Here is a 21,363-nt window from a genome sequence, read left to right on the forward strand (position 1 = left end):
TCGTGCAGACACCGCTTCAGGCCCGCGTATCAGGCACTTGGCGATGCAAGAGCACAGGGATGAACATCCGCGGTTTTGCCTTCGCATAGTGCAGCGGCCTGCGTCAGGGCTTTATAAAAGTGCACGGATGGCGAGCCGGACAGCTCGATGGGGATTGAGCAAGGCCTCGCGCAACAGCCTGGCCGTCGGCGAGTCCGGCACGCCTTTGCGCGATACCCGCTCACAGGGTTTGCTGCGCGAGGTGATGGGCAGCGGGAATGCCGCCCTAGATCATCGGCGAACTGCTGACCACCCGCAGCGCCAGTCCTTCATAGGCATCCAGGGTGATGGTGAAATCGCCTTCAGGCGTGAGATCGCCTTCGACCCGTTCATTGATGATGTCGACCACCGGCCCGGGCGCAACATTGGGCAGGTGCAGGGTTTCGGTGATCGGTGTCGAGCCGAAGTTCAGCGCGGTGATTTGCGTGCCTTTGCCGGCCGGCAATTCATGGACCATGACCAGCAACCCCGGATGCTCGACATCCGGCACCAGGATCTGGCGGCTGGCGGCGATGTCGTAGGCGCGGCGCGCCGCGAGAATCTTCTGCAGCTGCGAGGCGAACGAATCCGGGTCGTCCAATTGACTGATCAGGCTGCCATACAAGGTTTTCGCCCGCGGCATCTGGCCCGCCGACAGCGGTGCATCGGGATTCAGGTCGACCAGGTCGTAGGCTCCGCGATGAATCCAGCGGGTATCGCCGTCGAGCATCAAATCCGCGACCTGCTCGGCCGGTAGCGGCAATGCCCCCACCAGGTCCCAGCCCGACAGGGCGAACACGCCAGGTTGCATGGCGTTGTACATCACCAGCAGCAGATGGACCTGGCGGATCTGCTGAATATCCGCCGGGGTGATCGCATCGAGGTCGCGAATGCCGAGCGCCGCGGTGATGATACTGGCGGTGGTGCAGGACACGCCGTTGGTGACAAATTTCAGGTTATAGGGGGCATGCTCTCCGGCCAGGCGTTCGTACATCTGCTCGCGGATGTGCTCGCGCAAGATGTTGCCGGGAAAGGTCTGGCCCTGATAAAGGAAGGTGTCGTGGGCGTGCAGGGTCCAGAAATGCACCAGTTCCAGGGTCAGTTCGTCATGGTTCTGCAAGGCATGGATCAGCGAGCCCGGGTCGATGCCGAGGTTGTGCATCTGCCGCAGCATCAAGCGCAAAAATTCGGTGTCGCCCATCAGCAACGCATGCTGGTAGGCCGGTCGGGTGATGAAATCATATGAGAGGTCGGCCCCACCGTGGGACATGGAGGCGATGTCGTCGACCGTCAGGTTCAATTCCTGAAAACTGAAGCCGCCGGCCTTGCGAATCGCACCACCCAGCAACTGGTTGCCGGTGATCGACAACGGATGGCTCTCGGACCAGGCGGTGCCATCCAGCTTGCGTTCGACACCGAGGAAGCCGTTGGCGTCCAGGCGCAGGATCTTCGCGCCCATGACATCAATCGCATGCAATGCGTCGCCAATGATCATCTGCTGCGCGGCGAAGGTCGGGTCCAGCCAGTTCAGCGACGGTTGCCCCTCCTTGAAGTAATGCAGGTAGACCCAGCGACGCGGCTTGCCGTCGACGCCCACCACCACCGATGTCGCGCTCCAGTCGGTTTCCTTGACCCCCGGCTCGAAGAAAATCACCCGCTGCAACTGGCCGACGATGTAATGCTTGTCCCGCAGCACGTCTACCTGTGGCGGACTGAGGTTCTGTGCATCGCGCCCCTCGGCGATCTCCGGCAGCAGCGGCCAGTCCTCTTCGCGGATCTCCACCATGTGGTAGAGGCCCGGATAGTCCTCGTACGCCATCTCGGCCAGGCGGAAATCCGCGCCTTTGCCGGTATGCGAGGGGATGACGTCATCGATGATCACCGCATTGTGTGCGGCGGCCATGCGGGTCAGCGCGTGAAGTTGGGCGTCGGTGCCCAGTTGCGGGTCGATGTCGAAGCTGATCCGGTCAAAATTGCCGTCGATCGTCGGGGTGAATTCACTTCCCTTCAGGCCGCCAGAGCGCTTCAGCGGGCCATTGTGAATACCCTGGATGCCGATTTTCGACAGCGCGTGCCACAGGGCTTCATCGCCCAGCGCTTCGAGCACGGTGCCGTTTTCCCGGGTGATGATGGAAGCCGGGTACGCGGTGAACCACACCGACGCCAGGGCCGAAGCATCACGGGGCCGCGTATGGGCATAGGGCTGTTGCCACAACCGACCTTGCCCGGAGTAAAGCCTGGCCCGCTGCCTGGCGGCCTGCAGCATGGATTGCTCGACCAGCCAGGTCACTTGGTTCTTTTCAGCAGCCGTCATAAAAACAATTACCTGTTGTCGGGGTGAAACCGCAATCGGCCATTGCATCGGTGCCAATGGCTCCGTTCGTCTCCATATGAGGCCCTGGCGTGGGATTCGTTGCATTGACCGGTTGAATCCGGGTCAGTCACTCAAAATCAATGCCTGATCCCTTGGCATCGCCGATGCCCGGTTTCAAGCGTCCCAGGGTGCCACTGCATCCACGTCAATGGCATACCGCGCAATGGCCTCGGCACAGACGCTGGCATCGAGGCGTCCCTCGTTTACCAATGAAGTCAGCGCACTCAAGACGATCTGATAACGGTCCACTTCGAAAAACCGGCGCAGCTGGCTGCGGGTATCGCTGCGGCCAAATCCGTCGGTGCCGAGCACGGTGTAACGGGCCAGGAGATAGCTTGAGATCAGCTGGGGCAAGGCGCGAACGTAATCGGTGCAGGCAATGATCGGCGTCAAGTCGTTGAGCGACTGCTGTACATGGCTGCATCGCGCAGACTGTCCAGGATGAAGGCGATTCCAGCGATCCACTTCACGGGCATCACGTGCCAACTCGGTGAAACTGGTAACGCTCCAGACCTGGCTATCAATGCCCCAATCGCTGGCCAACAACTGTGCGGCAGCGATCACTTCGCGCAGGATGGCGCCGGAACCCAATAGCCGGACTGCGCCGCGCGCGCCCTCGACTTCATGCCGGGCAAACAGGTACATGCCCTTGATAATCGCCTGTTCGACCGATTCAGGCAGGTTGGGCTGCGGGTAGTTTTCGTTCATCAAGGTGACGTAATAAAACTCGTCCACCTGACGCTCCAGCATCTGGCGCATGCCATGATCCAGAATCACCGCAAGCTCGCCGGCGAACGCAGGATCGTAGGCGCGGCAGTTGGGCACCATCGACGCCATCAAGTGGCTGTTGCCGTCCTGGTGCTGCAGACCTTCGCCACCCAGCGTCGTGCGCCCTGCGGTCGCGCCGAGCAGGAACCCGCGAGCCCGCTGATCCGCCGCCGCCCAGATCAAATCGCCAATGCGCTGGAAGCCGAACATCGAGTAGTAGATGTAGAACGGCAGCATTGGCAGGCCATGCACCGAATAGCTGGTCGCGGCGGCCACCCAGGAGCTGATGGCGCCGGCCTCGCTGATGCCCTCTTCGAGAATCTGGCCATCCAGGGCTTCCCGATAGCTGAGGATCGAACCGATGTCCTCTGGCTCATAGCGCTGCCCCACGCTGGAATAGATTCCGATCTGCTTGAACAGGCTGGCCATGCCGAACGTGCGCGCCTCATCCGCCACGATCGGCACGATTCGCGGTCCCAGTTGCTTGTCTCGCAGCAACCCGCTGAGTATCCGCACGAAGGCCATGGTGGTGGACATTTCCTTGCCTTCGGCGGCGATGGCAAACCCGGCGTAGCTGTATACATCGGGCACGGCCAATGGTTGCGAAGTGGCAGGCCGCGACGGCATGTATCCGCCCAATGCACGGCGGCGTTCATGCAGGTAGCGCATTTCCGCACTGTCCTGCTCGGGCTTGAAGAAGCTCAGCGCGATCGCCTGTTCATCGGTCAATGGCAGGTTGAAACGGTTGCGGAACGCGAGCACTGCCTCATTATCGAGTTTCTTCTGCTGGTGGACGGTCATCTTGCCCTGCCCGGCAGCGCCCATGCCGAAACCTTTCTTGGTTTGCGCCAGGATCACCGTGGGCTTCTTGCCCTCGCGCAGTGCGCTTTGATACGCGGCAAAGATCTTCACCACGTCGTGACCGCCGCGCTTGAGGCGGTCGATCTGCTCGTCGGTCAGACCCTGGGCCAACTGCGCCAACGCCTCGTTCTGGCCGAAGAATTGATCGCGGTTGAAGCGCCCATCCTTTGCCGCAAAGGTTTGAAACTGGCCATCGACGGTGCTGGACAATGCCTGGACTAATGCGCCGTCTTTATCCTGGGCAAACAGTGCGTCCCAGTCGGAGCCCCAGACCAGTTTGATGACATTCCAGCCGGCACCGCCGAACAGCGCCTCAAGCTCATCGATGATGCGTCCATTGCCCCGGACGGGACCGTCCAGGCGCTGCAGGTTGCAGTTGACCACCCAGACCAGATTATCCAGCCCTTCACGCGCCGCCAGCGTCAGGGCCGACATGCTTTCCGGCTCATCCATTTCACCGTCGCCAAACACCCCCCAGACGGTGCGCCCGCAGGTGTCTTGCAGGCCGCGGTGCTTCAGATAACGCATAAAGCGAGCCTGGTAAATCGAACTGATCGGACCGATCCCCATGGAACCGGTCGGGAACTGCCAGAAGCCCGGCATCAACCAGGGGTGCGGATAACTCGACAACCCCCGGGCGCCATTGGCGCGTGCACCGATCTCTTGTCGATAGTGCTGCAGATCCTGTTCCTCCAGGCGTCCCTCGAGAAAGGCCCGGGCATAGACGCCGGGTGCCGAGTGCGGCTGGTAGAACACCAGATCACCACCGCAGGTTTCGCTCCGGGCCCTGAAGAAGTGGTTGAAGCCCACTTCAAACAGGTCGGCGGCGCTTGCGTAACTGGCGATATGTCCACCCAGTTCACCATAAGCATGATTAGCCCTGGCAACCATGGCCAGGGCATTCCAGCGCATGATCGATGCCAGGCGCTCTTCGATGGCCAGGTCCCCTGGAAACACCGGTTGTTGCTCAACGCTGATGGTGTTGATGTACGGGGTGCCATGGCTGGGCCGCCAGCCGATGTCCGAAGCGCTCGCCACGGCCACCAGCATGTCCAGGATCTGCTTTGCCCGTGCCGTGCCGCCATGGGCAATGACGGAGAGCAGAGCGTCACGCCATTCAGCGATTTCCTGAGCGTCTTCGGGGGGCTCACCCGGTAACTGGGCGTGAAGATCGGACGGGTTCATGGGCATCTCCTGCGAATGTCGGGGTACCCGGGTCATGGTTGATTCAGTAAAAGGATAGTCCTGACGTGGACTGGATGACGTAGCACGCTTGCAACGCGCTTATCGACTGTCACACCGCATTCGCGAGCAAGCCCGCTCCCACAGGGATCCATGGCAAGTCTGGATATTTGTGTGCACCACAATCTACCGTAGGAGCGAGGCTTGCCCGCGAAGAGGCCAGTACATCCAACATCGATGTATCCCCGGATACCCTATTGAAAATCACACAAGGCAAACGCGTGCCGCGAGCAAATCCATAGCGGTGTCCGCGGATCAGCAAAACAGCGGTTCGTGCAGGGGGGAGATGAACTGAACAGCAAGGTGCACCTGCCCTGGCGCACCTTGTATTGAGGGGGTATCAGGCGTTACAGCGCCAGGGGACGATCGCCATGTTCGTCCTTGATGCGGGTCGGCAGGCCCATCACGTCCAGCGCCTTGAGGAACGGCTCGGCCGGCAGCTCTTCGACGTTGGCCATGCGCTGCACGTCCCACTCGCCGCGGGCGACCAGCAGGGCTGCTGCCACAGGCGGCACGCCAGCGGTATAGGAAATGCCCTGGCTGTCGGTTTCCGCGAAGGCGTCTTCATGATCGGCCACGTTGTAGATGAACACCTCGCGCGGCTGGCCATCCTTGATGCCCTTGACCAGATCGCCGATGCAGGTCTTGCCGGTGTAGCCCGGCGCCAGCGAGCTTGGATCGGGCAGCACGGCCTTGACCACTTTCAGCGGCACCACTTCCAGGCCTTCGGCGGTCTTGACCGGTTGCTCGGAGAGCAGGCCGAGGTTCCTCAGTACAGTGAACACATTGATGTAGTGCTCGCCGAAACTCATCCAGAACCGCACGTTGGGCACGTCGAGGTTCTTCGACAGCGAGTGCACCTCATCGTGGCCGGTCAGGTACAGGTTCTGCGACCCTACCACCGGCAGGTCGTCGGTGCGTTTGACTTCGAACATGGTGTTGCTGGTCCACTGGCTGTCCTGCCAGCTCCACACCTGTCCGGTGAACTCACGGAAGTTGATTTCCGGATCGAAATTGGTGGCGAAATACTTGCCATGGGAACCGGCATTGACGTCGAGAATGTCGATCGAATCAATGCGGTCGAAATACTGTTGTTGCGCCAGCGCCGCATAGGCGTTGACCACACCCGGGTCGAAGCCCACGCCGAGGATGGCGGTGATGTTCTTCTCTTTGCACTCGGCGAGGTGGTTCCACTCGTAGTTGCCGTACCAGGGCGGTGTCTCGCAGATTTTGCCCGGTTCTTCGTGAATGGCGGTGTCCAGGTAGGCCACGCCGGTATCGATGCAGGCACGCAGCACCGACATGTTGAGGAAACTGGAGCCGACGTTGATTACGATCTGCGAGCCGGTTTCGCGGATCAGCGCCTTGGTCGCCTCGACATCCATGGCGTTCAGCGCAAAGGCCGTGATTTCAGCGGGCTCTTTGAGGCTGCCCTTGGCCTTGACGCTGTCGATGATGGCCTGGCATTTGGAGATGTTGCGCGACGCGATAGCAATACGACCGAGTTCATCGTTGTGCTGCGCGCACTTGTGGGCCACCACCTTGGCGACACCTCCTGCACCAATGATAAGTACGTTCTTCTTCAATTTATCTAACTCTCCTCTGCGCCAGCTTACGAAAGGCTGGACATGTAGTCGTTGTAACCAAATTCGCGAACCACCTCGATACTACCGTCGAGTTGTTTCACTACGATGGACGGCATTTTCAAGCCATTGAACCAGTTCTTCTTGACCATGGTGTAGCCCGCTGCATCAACGAACGACAGCCGATCGCCGATGGCCAGCGGCCGAGCAAATTGATACTCGCCGAAAATGTCCCCGGCCAGGCAGGATTTGCCGCACACCATGTAGGTGTGCTCACCCTCGCTGGGTGCCAGCTTGGCGTTCAGGCGGTAGATCAGCAGGTCGAGCATGTGCGCTTCGATGGAACTGTCCACGACCGCCAGGTGCTTGCCGTTGTAGAGGGTGTCGAGCACGGTGACTTCCAGCGACGCGCTCTGGGTGATGGCGGCTTCGCCCGGCTCCAGGTAGACCTGTACGCCGTATTTCTGCGAGAAGGCCTTGAGGCGCGCGCAGAACTGGTCCAGCGCATAGCCTTCACCGGTGAAGTGAATGCCGCCACCGAGGCTGACCCACTCGACCTTGTGCAGCAGATGCCCGAATCGCTCTTCGATGGTGCACAGCATCTGGTCGAACAGGCCGAAGTCGCCGTTCTCGCAGTTGTTGTGGAACATGAAGCCGGAGATCTGCCCGATGACCTGTTCGATCTTCACCGGGTCCCATTCGCCCAGGCGGCTGAACGGGCGCGCCGGGTCGGCCAGCAGGTAATCCGAGCTGCTCACCTGCGGATTGACCCGCAGGCCGCGGACCTTGCCCGCCGACGCTTCGGTGTAGCGCTGCAGCTGACCGATGGAGTTGAAGATGATCTTGTCGCAGTTCTCGAGCATCTCCTCGATCTCGTCGTCGGCCCAGGCCACGCTGTAGGCGTGGGTCTCGCCGGCGAACTTCTGTCGACCGAGCTTGAGTTCGTAAAGCGACGACGACGTGGTGCCGTCCATGTACTGCTGCATCAGGTCGAACACCGACCAGGTGGCGAAGCACTTGAGCGCCAGCAGGGCCTTGGCCCCGGACTGTTCGCGCACATAGGCGATCTTCTGCATGTTCGCCAGCAGCTTTTGTTTATCGATGAGGTAATACGGCGTTTTGATCATTTCGAGGCGCCTCCGGCAAGGCCAGCCAAAAAAGGATGCGCATTGTGCCTTCACTTATTGCATATCGAAAGAGCAGAATGCGCAGTTTGCCGATTGTTGGGTGGCGGCTACCCGGTCGATAGAATCGAAAATGCAGCGCTTGGTGCCCTTCGGGCTGACGAATGCCAGCTGTCGAACGAAGCGAGGCTGCGATCTTGCCATTGTTTGTGCCGTGCCAAGACTCGGGAGTGAACATCCTACGCACAAAATACCTTTTAAGTATCAAGCAATACTTGCTCGATATTAGACGACCTAAAACACACCGAGGAAACTGGCATCAATCACAATTATACCTGACGCGCATAGTCATGACCCCAGCCTGCATAACCGTCCCCCAGTATCCCCATCTACCTTCAGAGCACCTCTCCTCCCGAGCAACCATCAAGCCTCAGCGGAAACTCATCATGCGTATATCCCCACGACCTTTCGGCATTGCTCTCTTAAGCACCTTTTCGGCAGCCCTCTGCCAAGCCTCCGATTTCAGTTGGGTCGACCCGGCCGTCGCCTCCGTCAATCAGGAAGTCATCGAGCTGCGCCACACTATTCACCAGAACCCCGAGCTGGGAAATATGGAGGTGAAAACCTCAGGACTGGTGGCACAGCAGCTCAAGGCACTGGGGCTGGAGGTGCGCACCCACATCGGCAAGACTGGCGTGGTCGGCGTGCTCAAGGGTGGTAAACCCGGCCCGGTGGTGGCCTTGCGCGCGGACATGGATGCCCTCCCCGTCAAGGAAATGACCGACTTGCCGTTCGCCAGCACGGCAACCGGCCTGCGCCGGGGGGAAACGGTGCCGGTCATGCATGCCTGTGGGCATGACACGCACACGGCGATGCTCCTGGGCGCGGCCAAGGTACTTGCGCAGCATCGCGACGAGGTCGCCGGAACCGTGGTTTTTCTGTTCCAGCCGGCCGAAGAAGGCGCCGCCGACGTGGATGAGTTCCAGGCCGATGCGGTGATCGGCGCGCAGGCAATGATCCGCGATGGGGCACTGGACTCGCCGAAGGTCGAGGCCATATTTGGGGTGCATGTCATGGCCGGTTACCCGACCGGCCACCTGTATTACAAATCCGGGACTGTGCTCAACAGCAACGATGCCTTTCGCATCACTATCAAAGGCCAGCAGACCCACGGCTCGGCGCCGTGGAGCGGCGTGGACCCGATCATCGCCAGCGAGAACATCATCGGCGGCCTGCAGACCCTCGTCAGTCGGCGGATCGACATGACCAAGGGCATGGGCGTCATCAGTGTCGGCACGATCAATGCCGGCTCGGCGAGCAATATCATTCCCGAGACGGTGGAACTCACTGGCACCATTCGCACCAATAACGCCTCGATACGCGACACCATGCTGCAGAAGATGCCGCCGCTGGTGAACGGCATCGCCAGCGCCTATGAGACCCAGGCCAACCTGTTACTGGTGAACATTGCCCCGGTGACCACCAACAACCCTGCGCTGACCGAAGCCATGGTGCCCGCACTGGAGCTGGCTGCGCCGGGCAAGGTCGAGCGGCTGGAATCCTCGCTCTCACCGAGTGAGGACTTTGCCTTCTACGCAGAGAAGGTGCCGGGGCTGTTCGTGTTCCTTGGGGCAACGCCTGCAAACCAGGACATGCAGAAGGCCCCGAATAATCACAGCCCCTACTTCACCGCGGACGATGCGACCCTGGCCACAGGGGTGAAGGCGCATGTCCAGTTTGTGCTGAACTATCCAGGGCGGGTGGCCGGACGATCTTGAAGGCTGAATTATCCAGAGGCTTGGGCGTGACCACCCATCAGCTAGATCCCGCATCCGCAGCAGGCCACTAGACTTCACAAGGGGGATGAAATCAACGCACCTCAAATCAGGAGATCTGTGATGAACAGAACATCTTGGCTGGCGTTGGTGGTGGCGGTAGGGGCGATTTCGGGTTGCGCGAGCAGAACCGAGATCGTCGATGTCCCCCTCGATGCCACCCCGCAAAACGCAGAGCATATCGCTCGAGCCACCCTCAGCCCGGTGGGCAACCAAACCAGCATCTGGCTCACCGTCGGTGGTGTCCCCCACGACATGGCCGTATCCAGCCGCCTCGACACCGCTATCTACGCTGGCTCTTGCCAGCAGCTGGGCGCACAACCGGCGTACAAGACCCGGCAGGCCAACAGCGTCGACTATCCATCGCTGGCCCCGCGCACCCAACATTGGGCCCAGGCACCGGTGGCGCTGAGCGAACTGGCCAAAGGTGATTATGCCTTGCTCGTTCGCACCAGTCCGGCAGACGGCAGCCGTCCTCTTTTCTGCGGCAACATCAGCGCTGGCTAGGGGCGCATCAAGCCAGCCGTTCGGTACCGCGGCCTGCGCAACTTGCGCCAGGCCACGGCGACGCCTCCACCAGCAGCCCTGTTTCCAGATTCCATCAGCCTGATCGCTCGCGATGGCTTTCGAATTTCCGTCGTGCGCTACAAGGCTTCGAGAGTCATCAATGGCAACCTGATCATGGCCGGCGCGACGGGCAGGGGAAATCCGTCATAGAAAGCCTGAACCCTGAACCTGATTTTGGTTAGCGCCCCCCGCAGAGGAAATTTTCGATTTCGGTTTCAAATTAAAAACCACTTTCTAATTTCTTCATAATCTGATCCCTGCTGCGGCAGAAACTATCGTTGATAGGTTCAGGAGGGATGGTAAATACAATCGCATATACGAGCTGTATTGCGTGTCATTCCAACGATTGTGCTGCCAATACCCGCCACAGTGACCCAAGTTGCTTATCTACGTTTTGCGCCAGGCACAGCAATAAAGCCTTGCTGGTAAGCTTTGAAGCTGGGTCTTCAAGCACATGCGCTGAATGGAGGCAACTGAATGAAGCTTGCAGTTCTGCTCCTGTCCTGTACTGGCTCAGCTCGGGTAACCGATTTCAGTCGAGAGCGGGTCCACTCTATCGTCGGTAACGTAGCTGGCTATTTTCTCGATCAGTCCGGTGGTCGCGTCAGCATGGAGTTTCGCGTTTTCGACTGGTTCCAGCTGCCTCACACCAGCCAGCAGTGGAACGACTTGGGATTCGGCGCGGGTCCAGCTGTCAGCCCGCTTGTCGCGCAGGGGCTCAATGTCGATCTCGCGCCCTACGACCATTTCGCCTTGGTGATCGACAAGTTCGACGCTTCGAGCGCAGCGGTTTCACCGCAATATCCCAACTATGTCCATGTCGGTGCGCAAAGCCTCGATCCTGCCCTTCTCGAACACGAGCTCGGGCATTTTTTTGGTGCGGGCCATGCGAATCTCGACTCACCCGCAGGACCCATCGAGTATGGCGACCGGTTCTGCATCATGGGGCGCGAGGGTGCCAAGTACAGTTTCGTCCACACTCCGCTGAACCGCCTGCGGCCTGACGGTAGAATCGACACGACTCAGTCCGATACCGGGCCCGGCATGGCCGCGCCGTCTCTCATCGCTTGCGGCTGGCTGGATCTGGCAGTGCACGCTGTCGACATTAGCGCACCTCTGAACGCTGGCGTTCGCCGCGCGCAAGTCAAACTTGCCGCGTTGCCCGTCACGGCGGGAAATCGCCTCTGCGCGTTTGCCGACGGTATCGTAGCTGGCCAGCGACTTCTCCTCGAATACCGTAGTTGCACCGGGTGGGATCGGGGCCTGCCGCATCAAGGCCCCGGATGGGTCATCGCACACCTGACCGGTCTGGAAAATCGCTCGGGGATGTCCCTGCAGATTGGCGCGCTCGCGGCGTCCCCCGGAGCTTCGATGGTATCCAGCAAGGGGGCCGTTCAGCTCACTATCGATACCGCGACGGCTTCAGAAGTCACCCTGACAGCCGAGGTCATGGCACCTGTGGCGATCGACCGCGCCGCGCCGGCTGTCGCCAGTTGGGGCACGGACCGCATGGATATCTTTGGCCGCGGTCTCGACAAGGCAGCCTTCCACAAAGCCTGGGCACAAGCGTGGTATCCATCCCAGGCGGCCTGGGAAGATCTCGGAGGAGGCTTCACCGGCCCTCTGGCTGTCGCGTCCTGGGGGACAGACCGTCTGGATATCTTCGGAGTCGGCCTCGACAAGGCGATGTGGCATAAAGCCTGGGCGCAACGCTGGCATCCCTCGCAAGCCGGATGGGAGTCGATCGGTGGGGGCTTCATCAGCCCGCCAACCGTCGCATCCTGGGGGGCTGACCGTCTGGACATTTTCGCTCTTGGCCTCGACCAAGCCGTATGGCACAAAGCCTGGGCGCAGCGCTGGCATCCTTCGCAATCCGACTGGGAGCCTCTTGGAGGCAAGTTCATCAGTCAGCCATCGGTCGCGTCCTGGGGGCCGGAACGACTGGACATCTTCGGCGTCGGCCTTGACAAGGCCATGTACCACAAGGCCTGGGCCAATGGCTGGCACCCATCACCTGGCTGGGAGTTCCTCGGCGGAGGCTTTACCAGCCCTCCGGCAGTCTGCTCCTGGGGCCCCGATCGACTTGATATTTTCGCGCTCGGGCTCGACGGTAGCATGTGGCACAAGGCTTGGGCGCAGCGCTGGTTCCCATCGCAAGAAGGCTGGGAGCCGCTCGGAGGCAAGTTCCTGAGTCCACCCGCTGTGGTTGCGTGGGGCCCGGGTCGAATCGATATCTTTGCAGTGGGTCTCGATGGTGCCATGTACCACAAAGCGTGGAGCGACGGCTGGTATCCGTCGCCTTCCGGATGGGAAAACCTTGGCGGCATCTTCGCAAGCGCTCCAACCGTCGTTTCTTGGGAATCAGATCGACTGGACATCTTCGGTGTGGGTAAAGATTTCGCGATATGGCACAAAGCATGGGCAAACGCCTGGCATCCATCAGCCACCGGTTGGGAACCCCTTGGTGGGGGGTTTCTATAAGGTTGATTGCACAATAGGTGTTTATACCGAGACGACCCTCGCAGGCTGTTTGAAAACGCACTGAAGGCCGGCCCAACAAACGCCCCGACTTGTTCGGGGCGTTTGTTTTTGTGCGAGTGACAGACAAAAAAGGCTTTCAGCCCATTAACGCCATCGCACTCAGCATCATTTGATCCTCCTCTTCCGCGCACCAGGCACCGACCCATCGCTTTCACTCAAAAAAATCTGCCTGGGCAAGGTGAACCCCCGCAACTTGAGCAGCGCCAGCGGCCCCGTGCCCAGTTCGGTGCGCAGGTTCCAGGTCAGGTCCAGGCCGTCCGGAGCCCTGACCTGCAGGCGGTGCAGGCTGTCGCTGTCGTTCAGCGGGGTGACCCGGGCTTTTTCCAGCAGGCGGATCAAACCCCAGGTGCCTTCGTAGTCACCGAACAGCCGTTCGTTGGCCTGCACGCTGATCCAGGTCAGGCGGGTGCCCGGGTGGCTGCTGAAGCCGGGCCAGCTGAAGCGCTGCCAGCTTTCCTTCTGGTTGAAGTATTCATGGGTCTCGCCATTGAGCACGAAGGTGGTTTGCACCACGTCGCGCACCGGCTTGCCGCGCAGTTCGAAACTCAGGCCCATGCCGCCGTCGGTGTAGAGCACGTCGGCCAGGTGGCTGAGCTGGTTGATCGCGCTGAGGAATTGCGGGTTGAAACGCAGGCCCTGGCTGTGCCGCGGATCGGCCACCCAGCGGCTGCCTTCCCGGCGCAGCACGCCGCCCAGTTGTTGCTGCAGGAATTGGTCGATGCGCCCGGAGTCGGCGCGGATCATCTGCCCCAGCATCGGCAAGGAGGCGTCGCTGGCGGTGGCGGCGAAGGGGAAACGGCCGGCGAAGGCGCTGTGCCAGTCGCTGACGATTGCGCGCTGCCACTGGCGGTTGAGGCCCGCCGCCGACGGTTGCAGCACCCGTTGCCAGGCCTGGTCCAGCGGCTGCACGAACAGGGTTTCACCGACCTGGCCCCACTCGGTGCCGAGGCTGGCCGCGAGCAGGCTGCCGTAGGCCTGGGTGTCGGTGAGGTCGACATTCTTGCCCTGGAACACGCTCTGCGCCAGGGCCTGGGTCATGGCCTGCGGGTCGGTCGCGTTGTCCACTTGCTGCAGTTTCAAACGCACCCGGGTGACGCGGGTGAGGAAGGCTTGCAGGCTCAATCGGTCGCTGTCGCTGCGGCCTTCAGCGTCTGTGCCGAGCACGGCCAGCAACGGGCCGAAGGTGGCGTCCAGCGGCCCCCGCGGTCCCTGTAGCTGCTGGTCGATCACCGGCACCGGGGCCTGGCCGACCAGCTTCTGCGCCGATTTCACCAGCGACTCGGCCAACGCCGGGCCGCGCACGCCGGCCTGGCCCTGGTAGGCCAGGGTGTTCATCAGCGCGATCAGCGGCGACTGGCGCACATCGCTCATCAGCGTCAACTGATCGATCACCTCGCCCAGGCTAGCGGCCGGCTGCCAGCGCAGGCGGTTGAGAAAATCCAGCCAGGCGCTGGCGTAGTCCTTGAAGTAGCGCTCAGTCAGGCGCGCCTTGAGCACGTCCGGGGTCAGGTCGGCGGCAAGGTCGGTGGGGTTGTCGCTGAGCACCCAATCGATCTCCTCGCGCCGCGCCTCGGCGATGGCCTCGATGGCCTGGCGCACCTGACCGTCCCAGGCCTGGCGGGTGAACACCCCCGGCACGCTGGCCCGGCTGGTGAACAGCGCGCCGGCCTCGGTGTCGCCGACCATCTGCGCCAGGCTCAAGGCCGGGGCGTGATTGGCCGCCGCGTCGAGCACTTGTTGGTACAGGCTGGTTTCGGCATTGCGCTGGCCCAGCTGGCCGAGCAGCACCTGCCGTGCCTGGGCGACCAGTTTCGGGTCGGCCTCGATGCGCCACTCGGGGTGCGCCGCCAGGTGCTCGGCGTAGAACTGCCACAGGCTTGGCGCCAGGCCTTGCCAGAGTCCCGGCGACAGGCCGGCGCGGGTTGGCTCGGCCGCCTGCAGGATGTTGGCCAGGAACGCCGCGTCGGTTCTTTCCGGACGCGCCAGCATCAGGTAGGCCTTGAGCTGGTCGTAGGCCTCCCGGGCCCGTTGGCCGCGTTCGGCGCTGCCCGGGGGTAGCTTGATCAGGGCGGTGAGTTTCGCCTGCAGATTGGCGGCGGCCGGGTCGCGCAGCAGGCGCTGGTTGGCTTCGACATAGATGGGCTGTACCACCTGCAGCAGGTTCTGGTTCTGGTTCAGGCCGAAGCGCTGGTACCAGGGCGCGCCGTGTTCGGCGCGGTAATCCAGGCGCGCCAGTTCGCGCATCAGGTCGTTCAGGGCCAGCAGTTGGGCGTCGCCCTGGCCGGCTTGTTCGAGGGATGCCAGCGAGCTTTGCACTTGGGCGATGTGCACGCGGTTAGTGGCGAAGGACAGCAGCAGGCCGGCGCCCCACACCAGCGCCAGGCCCATCACCAACGCCGAACCGATGCGCACGGGGTGCGAACCCAAACGGCGACTGTGCACGGTCTTGTCATCGAGCACGCCCTGCCAGGCCGGATCGATGGGCCAATGGTGCGCCGCGTGCCCCTGGTGCTCGGGCAACGGCAGGCTGAACCACAGCCCGCGCAACGGCAGACCGCGGGCGAATTCGCCAAACAGCGGCGCGAGCGCCTGGCGCCAGCGGGGAATGCCCTCGGCCTGCAGATCGCGCGACAGGCGCAGCAGGAAGTCATGCTTCATGTCGCCGAATATTTGCGCCCAGCCGGATTGGCGCAAGGGCAGGATCAGCTTGTCCAGGCCGGTTTCCAGGTCCACGGCGGTGGCGCGGGCGGGCAGCAGGCAACCCACCGGTTGGGTCGTGCGCTTGGGCTGCGGCCACTCGCTGTAGCAAACCTGCCACAGGTACAGCGGCAACTGCCAGTGCAGCTGGCGGGCCAGGGCTTGCAGGTAGCGCACGCCAGCGCCCATCGCGGCGGCGTCGCTGCTCTGTTCCTTGTTCAGGGCCCAGATCACGCCGTCGAGCGCGCGCCAGCGGTTCAGGCGGCGGTACTGGGCAAAGGGCGCATCCTCCACGTTGCCTTGCACGCTGCCGCCCCAGATCAGGACGGTGTCCTGGCCTTCCAGCCAGTTTTTTTGGGTGAGGCCCGGGGCGATGGCGTGGATTTGTTCGGGTTCGCCGACGACCAGCAGGAGGCGGATTTTACGGCGCCAGAAGGGACCGTGACGCTCGCGCAAATACGCTTGAACGAGGGCGGTCGGTTGCACTCGAGTATCAGGGGATTCCGTGGCGGCGGGTTGCGCAGGCGGCACAGCATCATCCGCGTCGAGCCGGTCAAAAGCCGAATGCCCCAACTGAAGGCCCAGCAGTCGATACCCTGCCAGCAGCCCCACCAGGACCAAAGTCGTGGCCGATACCACCCAAAGCCAGATCGTTTGCCGTTCACTGCCGGCCGCAAGCCCCAGCGACTCGGGGTCATGCCAAACCAGCACCCCCAAGATCACACCGGTCAGCAACAGCAGGCCAACCAGCATCCCCATTCCTACAGCGTGGCGAAACTGCATGCGAGATTCCTATTTAGAAAGTGCTGACACCGGCATCAAGACCGTGCCCCAGAGTCCGGCCGTGGCCGGGCCACCACCACTGAAAATCAACTGCGCTCCAGCGCCGCGCTCAATCGTCTGCGTCGCGGCAGCGATGGCCAGCCAAGGGGATGTTTTTCCCGGATGCCCCAGCAACGCATCCAGATCGCAAGGCGCCTGCTGGCCCAGCATGGGTTCTTCAGCCAACACGGTTGCGATGGCGGCATGACGTTGTGGGTCGATACCCACCCGCCAGGCCTTCTCGATTGACTTCGCTTCAAGCGGCACCCAGTCGAGGGCTTGACGTGTGGCGTAGAGCAGATCTGCTTCGGTAGGCTTGCGCTCCTGCTCAGGACGGTGCAGGTAGGCGATCGGCGCCAGGGTGGTTTGCGTCAGGCGGTTGCCGAACAACACGCCGACGGCGACTTCTGCCGTGCCCTCGGGCTGTTCCGGTGCAAAACGCACGGCCACTACCATGAGCAACGCCTGGTCGCCGATGCGCTGGTCGAGCCATTGGTCCAGCGCGGCCAGCCCACTGCCCTCGACAGGTACCGTCGATTGGCGGATGCCGGACTCGCGCCATGCCTTTCGCCACACTCGGCGCCACTGGTCCTCAGACAAACCGCTATCGACTTCCAGCAACAGAGCCAGTGGCGCGCTATCAGGCAATCGCGCCAGGGTTGCCGCCAAGTCGGCGAGCACGGGTGTAAGTGTTCGCAGCAGTATTCGTTTGAGATCTGCATCCGTATCGTCTGACAGGCGACTATGACTAGACGTTGTCAGGTCCAGCCTGGACGGTTGAGCTTTCAGGGCTTTGGTTGCGCTCAGCAAGGCATCCAATTGTGCTGCCGGTTGCTCCCCTGGCGCTCGAAGTGCGGTGTACAAACTCACGCCCAATACTTGCTGCGAGCGTCGACCCTGACGAATCTTGCGGATCAGGTCTTTTTCGCGGGCTTCATCCCAGCCGTCGGCAGCAGATTGTTCGCCTATATGACGTAGCACTCGCGCAAACCCCAGCACGCACCAACTCAGGATCGGTACGCCTACCGCCAGACCCCAGAAATCAACAGGCTTCTGGGGCAATGTTTCGTCGCCGAACAGTAAGGTCCCTGCTACCCCCAACAACAAACCGGACAGCAGCAAGCCGAGCCACAACCAGGCACGAGGCCGTGCGGGACGTGGCGCGAGAGGTGGAACTTTATCCAGTCTGATGGGCATAGTTAGCGCGCTCCCGTTTCAGACAGGGATGATATCAATGCACAACGGCTGATGTGGAGAAGGCCAACAAATGTAAGCGGATCAACACTGTCTTTAATCGGTGAGTGACCTTCAGCAATGATCATACGACCGTAGACTGGAATCGGACAACGCAACAGATCGTCATTACAGATCGCATCGATATTTACGAGCTTCATTACAACGAAGCCTGGAAAAACGGTTCCCTCGTCGGTGTTTTTTCTACGACCATTGCGTTTGCCACTCATACTCAACCCCATTCTAGAACCCTGCGCTTAATCTCACAGGCTCTCTTTAGTAATATTCAAAAATCAAAGCCATGGATCGCCTTGCTATAAATAGTCTACGCACACACCAAACACAGCATCGCCCCTCCTACTTCAATAGGTCGATATACTTCCACGCGACCGAGTTCGCCGCTGCGACTGACCAAAAATATATTTAATTAAAATTTAATCATTTTTTGCACCTACTAGTTCGCCCTGCCGAACCATTCGGATAACGTCGCGCTCACGAACTCCACCCCCCTTCGAAAGAAGAGTGTTTTTGCCGGCGCTTGTAGTTCTTCGACGGGCCTTGCGGTGCCTACGACATTGAAAATTATAAATACTAATTTTCCGTGTTGCATTTGCACGTCACTTCGTTGATTTCTTCCTTTTTCTGGCAGGAAAGGTGATCTGCCAGTCCATTATAAAATATTGCTTCGCAGGACATAACTGTCTCTCCAATGGGCTGTAGGGGGGTCACTCCAATTTTAAATAGAAGTTTTCCATCTTTGAAGGCGCCCTCTTTGACATCCACAGCTGTGTATCCGTCATCAAAGCCTTTACCAGCTAATGAGCAGATTCGTTTCTCTGCTGATACCGTCCCTCTACCGCCAGGAAGCAAATTTTGGATAACAATACATGACTCATCCGATGAAATAAGATATCGAACCAAAAGATCTCCTACGTCGCCTGTCCCTGCCATAATTACTCTCTTGTAGTTAAATTCAGAAGCCTCACCCAAGCCAGCGGCGAAAACAGCCAGTACAAATAAAAAAATTGTTTTCATTGCTTTATATACTCCGCTCTTCGCTTAAACCTATCGTCTGGGACGTTCGACCAACGATCTTTATTGGACATTATATTTCTTACCAGCCCAATATCACTTTCAACAAAGGGCTTTTGAATGAAAGTTCTCGCATGCGTGGTATAATCACCTCTATAAATCAGGTCAATTACAATATCTTGAATCTTGCTGTTCACCATTCCCCAGACGAGTACACCATAAGCATCTTTGGCTGCTGCTGCACTCGATATACGAACCACATCTTTTTTCATGTAATCATAAACAGGCAAGAACAGTTCATACTGCTGCTTTCTAGAAACCCTATGCTTTCGGATAGCCATCGGAGCGTTATCGATATAATTCTTCGCTGCTGTACCATGAAGACCTTTAGCCCCGATCAGCCAAGTTAGCAGCGGCTCTTCAATGCCTACTGCATACAGGTCTTTTCTTGGATTAGGCCGCTGACCTAGATCGTAACCACGGCCAATTGTTACTCCAGATACGCCACCCGGCCAGTGCGCAACTCTACTGAAGTATCTGTACGATGGGTGCGACTCATCCTCTATATCATTGCCTTCGGCATCAAAGGTTAGTTGACCATAAGGTACTGTTAGCCAGCGCAAATCGTTCTGATCATCAACGGCGAAGAAACTGCTTACCAATCCCACAGGATGAAAGTAATAAACCTCCCCATGCGCCGGAAGCCCAACTCCCGCCGCCACCTCCCCCCACCAACACATCTGCCTGATCCGCTGCTTCTCCGCCAACCAATTCAAATGTGGCGTCGAACCACTATGCCCAAGTACCTCATCCAGCCGGTCCCACTTGCCCGGCTTGTGGTACCACTCGCTTTCACAATTGACGATCAACTGCGAAATAGACTGCGCATGGGCGGGCAGGCTGATTGCCGTTCGCAGCTCTTCAGCCGTCATCCTGCCATCGCGGTTGGCGTCGATGATGTCGTACAGCCGGGTCTTCAATGGCCCCGTGTCGCCTTCATCCGCCATGGGGCCGAAACGCTCGAGTTGCGCTTCGCTCAGGCGTTTAACCGCGCGCAGGAATGAGGCCAGGAACTCCTGAGGGACGTCGTATTCGTCGATGATGTCGTAGCCTTCCCAAGACCAGGGGCTGAGCCAAGGCGTGACGCCGACTTCTTCGCGCACCCAGCCATTGAGCAGCTGGTTGCCGGCGTCGTGGAGCAGTCCATCCAGGCGATACCAGTTGCTGGCGTTGCGGCTTTCGCGCGCGGCCACCTGAATTTTCCTGTCGGCCGGCAGCTCATCCAGCACGCTTTGGGGGACCAGCAGGTCGGCAGCACTGAGCGGGCTGGCGGCACTCAATACCTTCAGTTGGGCGGCAGTGACATTCTCTTGATGAGGCACCACGGCGGTGCCTTTGGCGAACTTCAGCCAGGTTCTGTCTTTATCCGGTATGTGCTGGGCCCAGGCGCGACTGTCCTCGATGAATAAATCGACGTCATCGTTACTGAATACTTCCAGGTGCAGCTTTTCCTCTGGGTGATCCGCGCCGCCGTCCTGATACTTGCCGAGGTGACCGATCAACGCGCCCGCCTTGATGGGGACAGGCGAGTCGAGCACCACCACGCGATCCGCCGCCAACGGTTCCTGCGCACCTTCCAGCGAGTCGAAATGCACATACTGATTCACGCGTTCCAGCTTACGAAATTCGCCTTCACCGCTGACCCTGACTACCGTCCCAACCGGCAGCTCTAAAAGTTTCTCGCTAGTAACGCTTGGTTCGGCGCGCACATTGACCCACTCCTGCGACGATGTGATGCGGTACTCGTGATCGCCAACAGGTTTCAGAAGGCTGGCGGCGAGGTAGCCCGCTATCGAGCCATCGGCGTTGATCAGTTTGGCCGGCCCGAGGCTGTTCTCCAGCTTGCGGTAGTCCCCCTCGCCACTGACGGTCACCTCGGCACCCCGTGGCAGGAGGTCGATCACCTTGCCCGGCCATGCCTTGATGCGCACGTTCAGGCCACGTTCTTCAAGGTTTCCGGGGCGGACGTCGTTCACCGTCTGTTTGACGTGACGGGTCGGTCCCTCGGGCCAAAACGCCGGACGAGCGAGGGTGGCGTCCTCCCGGTACACCGACCAATCCCGCAGGTGCATGTACAGACTGTAAAAGATCAGGCTGGGCGGTGAGTCCGGGCTGCCTTCGAGCTTCGGTGGCTGAAGTCGGTGGCGAACCAGCACGAAATTGCGCGAAAACGGTTTTTCTACGGTTTGTTTACTGACGAAGTAAGTCGTGGTCGGCGCTTGCGTGTCGATGCGGTACGCCACCACCTCACCGTCGGCCAGGCACTGCACGCTGGATTGATCCAGGGTGTCGGCGGTGCCGCTGTCGAAGTGCACGCCGCCGTGCCAGAGGCCGCTGCGTCCCAAGGGGAAATAGCCTGCTTCCGCTTTGGCCAGGTGGGTCAGCTGCAACAGCGGATTGCGTTTGTCCTTGACCGGATCTTTGTCCTTGAACGGATGGCTCCAGTTTTTCAGCGGTGGCAGGGCGTCGGTGCTGGGTTGCGCAGACAACTGGACGGGACGCGTGTCAGGCGTCGGGAAGACCGGTGATGCCGGCCGATCCAATCCAAAAAGTCGGGCAAGCAAGTTGGCCATGTTGAATGTCGCTCCTTGTTTTGCGAAAAAGGG

The 21,363-nt window shown here is 60.3% G+C and carries 12 protein-coding genes; 3 read left to right on the top strand and 9 right to left on the bottom strand.

Annotated features, from left to right (window positions below):
* Positions 1–265 precede the first annotated feature (265 nt).
* The 4 genes from treS to F8N80_RS00505 form a co-directional block, all read right to left on the bottom strand.
* Positions 266–2,332, bottom strand: coding sequence for a maltose alpha-D-glucosyltransferase (treS, locus tag F8N80_RS00490; protein WP_150748521.1), 2,067 nt, complete (start codon positions 2,330–2,332; stop codon positions 266–268).
* 174 nt (positions 2,333–2,506) lie between these two features.
* Positions 2,507–5,206, bottom strand: a complete 2,700-nt coding sequence (gene mdeB, locus F8N80_RS00495) for an alpha-ketoglutarate dehydrogenase (RefSeq protein WP_150782946.1) — start codon at positions 5,204–5,206, stop codon at positions 2,507–2,509.
* A 404-nt stretch (positions 5,207–5,610) separates the two neighbouring features.
* Entirely contained in the window at positions 5,611–6,849 is a 1,239-nt protein-coding gene (locus F8N80_RS00500; protein WP_150748519.1) for a saccharopine dehydrogenase family protein, read from the bottom strand.
* A gap of 26 nt (positions 6,850–6,875) precedes the next feature.
* The gene (locus F8N80_RS00505; protein WP_150782947.1) at positions 6,876–7,973 is read right to left on the bottom strand and encodes a carboxynorspermidine decarboxylase; all 1,098 of its coding nucleotides are present in this window, start codon (positions 7,971–7,973) and stop codon (positions 6,876–6,878) included.
* A 443-nt stretch (positions 7,974–8,416) separates the two neighbouring features.
* Here F8N80_RS00505 and F8N80_RS00510 point away from each other — a divergent pair, with 443 nt between their 5' ends.
* From F8N80_RS00510 to F8N80_RS00520, 3 genes are all read left to right on the top strand, one after another.
* Positions 8,417–9,748 (top strand): amidohydrolase, encoded by a 1,332-nt coding sequence (locus tag F8N80_RS00510; protein WP_150782948.1) that lies wholly within the window; start codon positions 8,417–8,419, stop codon positions 9,746–9,748.
* Between the two features lie 120 nt (positions 9,749–9,868).
* Complete coding sequence (locus F8N80_RS00515) at positions 9,869–10,312, top strand: hypothetical protein (RefSeq protein WP_150748516.1); 444 nt, start codon at positions 9,869–9,871, stop codon at positions 10,310–10,312.
* 537 nt (positions 10,313–10,849) lie between these two features.
* Positions 10,850–12,853, top strand: a complete 2,004-nt coding sequence (locus tag F8N80_RS00520) for a hypothetical protein (protein ID WP_150782949.1) — start codon at positions 10,850–10,852, stop codon at positions 12,851–12,853.
* A gap of 165 nt (positions 12,854–13,018) precedes the next feature.
* Here F8N80_RS00520 and F8N80_RS00525 read toward each other — a convergent pair whose 3' ends face one another.
* From F8N80_RS00525 to F8N80_RS00545, 5 genes are all read right to left on the bottom strand, one after another.
* Positions 13,019–16,393, bottom strand: coding sequence for an ImcF-related family protein (locus F8N80_RS00525; RefSeq protein ID WP_150782950.1), 3,375 nt, complete (start codon positions 16,391–16,393; stop codon positions 13,019–13,021).
* A 9-nt stretch (positions 16,394–16,402) separates the two neighbouring features.
* Positions 16,403–17,629, bottom strand: a complete 1,227-nt coding sequence (locus F8N80_RS00530) for a hypothetical protein (RefSeq protein ID WP_150782951.1) — start codon at positions 17,627–17,629, stop codon at positions 16,403–16,405.
* A gap of 2 nt (positions 17,630–17,631) precedes the next feature.
* Positions 17,632–17,895 carry a hypothetical protein gene (locus F8N80_RS00535; protein WP_150749086.1) on the bottom strand — a complete coding sequence of 88 codons (264 nt, stop codon included), beginning with the start codon at positions 17,893–17,895 and terminating at the stop codon, positions 17,632–17,634.
* A 361-nt stretch (positions 17,896–18,256) separates the two neighbouring features.
* Complete coding sequence (locus F8N80_RS00540; protein WP_150749085.1) at positions 18,257–18,700, bottom strand: hypothetical protein; 444 nt, start codon at positions 18,698–18,700, stop codon at positions 18,257–18,259.
* The gene (locus F8N80_RS00545; protein ID WP_150782952.1) at positions 18,697–21,330 is read right to left on the bottom strand and encodes a pesticin C-terminus-like muramidase; all 2,634 of its coding nucleotides are present in this window, start codon (positions 21,328–21,330) and stop codon (positions 18,697–18,699) included. The genes F8N80_RS00540 and F8N80_RS00545 overlap by 4 nt, the downstream gene beginning before the upstream one ends.
* Between the last annotated feature and the right edge of the window lie 33 nt (positions 21,331–21,363).

It is taken from the genome of Pseudomonas fluorescens (assembly GCF_902497995.1).
GTDB lineage: Bacteria > Pseudomonadota > Gammaproteobacteria > Pseudomonadales > Pseudomonadaceae > Aquipseudomonas > Aquipseudomonas fluorescens_BK.

Excerpts from the sequence above, each read along its gene's own strand:
- F8N80_RS00530 (WP_150782951.1), bottom strand. The coding sequence starts at position 17,629 with ATGCCCATCAGACTGGATAAAGTTCCACCTCTCGCGCCACGTCCCGCA.
- F8N80_RS00525 (WP_150782950.1), bottom strand. The coding sequence starts at position 16,393 with ATGCAGTTTCGCCACGCTGTAGGAATGGGGATGCTGGTTGGCCTGCTG.
- mdeB (WP_150782946.1), bottom strand. The coding sequence starts at position 5,206 with ATGAACCCGTCCGATCTTCACGCCCAGTTACCGGGTGAGCCCCCCGAA.
- treS (WP_150748521.1), bottom strand. The coding sequence starts at position 2,332 with ATGACGGCTGCTGAAAAGAACCAAGTGACCTGGCTGGTCGAGCAATCC.
- F8N80_RS00540 (WP_150749085.1), bottom strand. The coding sequence starts at position 18,700 with ATGAAAACAATTTTTTTATTTGTACTGGCTGTTTTCGCCGCTGGCTTG.
- F8N80_RS00535 (WP_150749086.1), bottom strand. The coding sequence starts at position 17,895 with ATGAGTGGCAAACGCAATGGTCGTAGAAAAAACACCGACGAGGGAACC.
- F8N80_RS00505 (WP_150782947.1), bottom strand. The coding sequence starts at position 7,973 with ATGATCAAAACGCCGTATTACCTCATCGATAAACAAAAGCTGCTGGCG.
- F8N80_RS00520 (WP_150782949.1), top strand. The coding sequence starts at position 10,850 with ATGAAGCTTGCAGTTCTGCTCCTGTCCTGTACTGGCTCAGCTCGGGTA.
- F8N80_RS00545 (WP_150782952.1), bottom strand. The coding sequence starts at position 21,330 with ATGGCCAACTTGCTTGCCCGACTTTTTGGATTGGATCGGCCGGCATCA.
- F8N80_RS00515 (WP_150748516.1), top strand. The coding sequence starts at position 9,869 with ATGAACAGAACATCTTGGCTGGCGTTGGTGGTGGCGGTAGGGGCGATT.
- F8N80_RS00510 (WP_150782948.1), top strand. The coding sequence starts at position 8,417 with ATGCGTATATCCCCACGACCTTTCGGCATTGCTCTCTTAAGCACCTTT.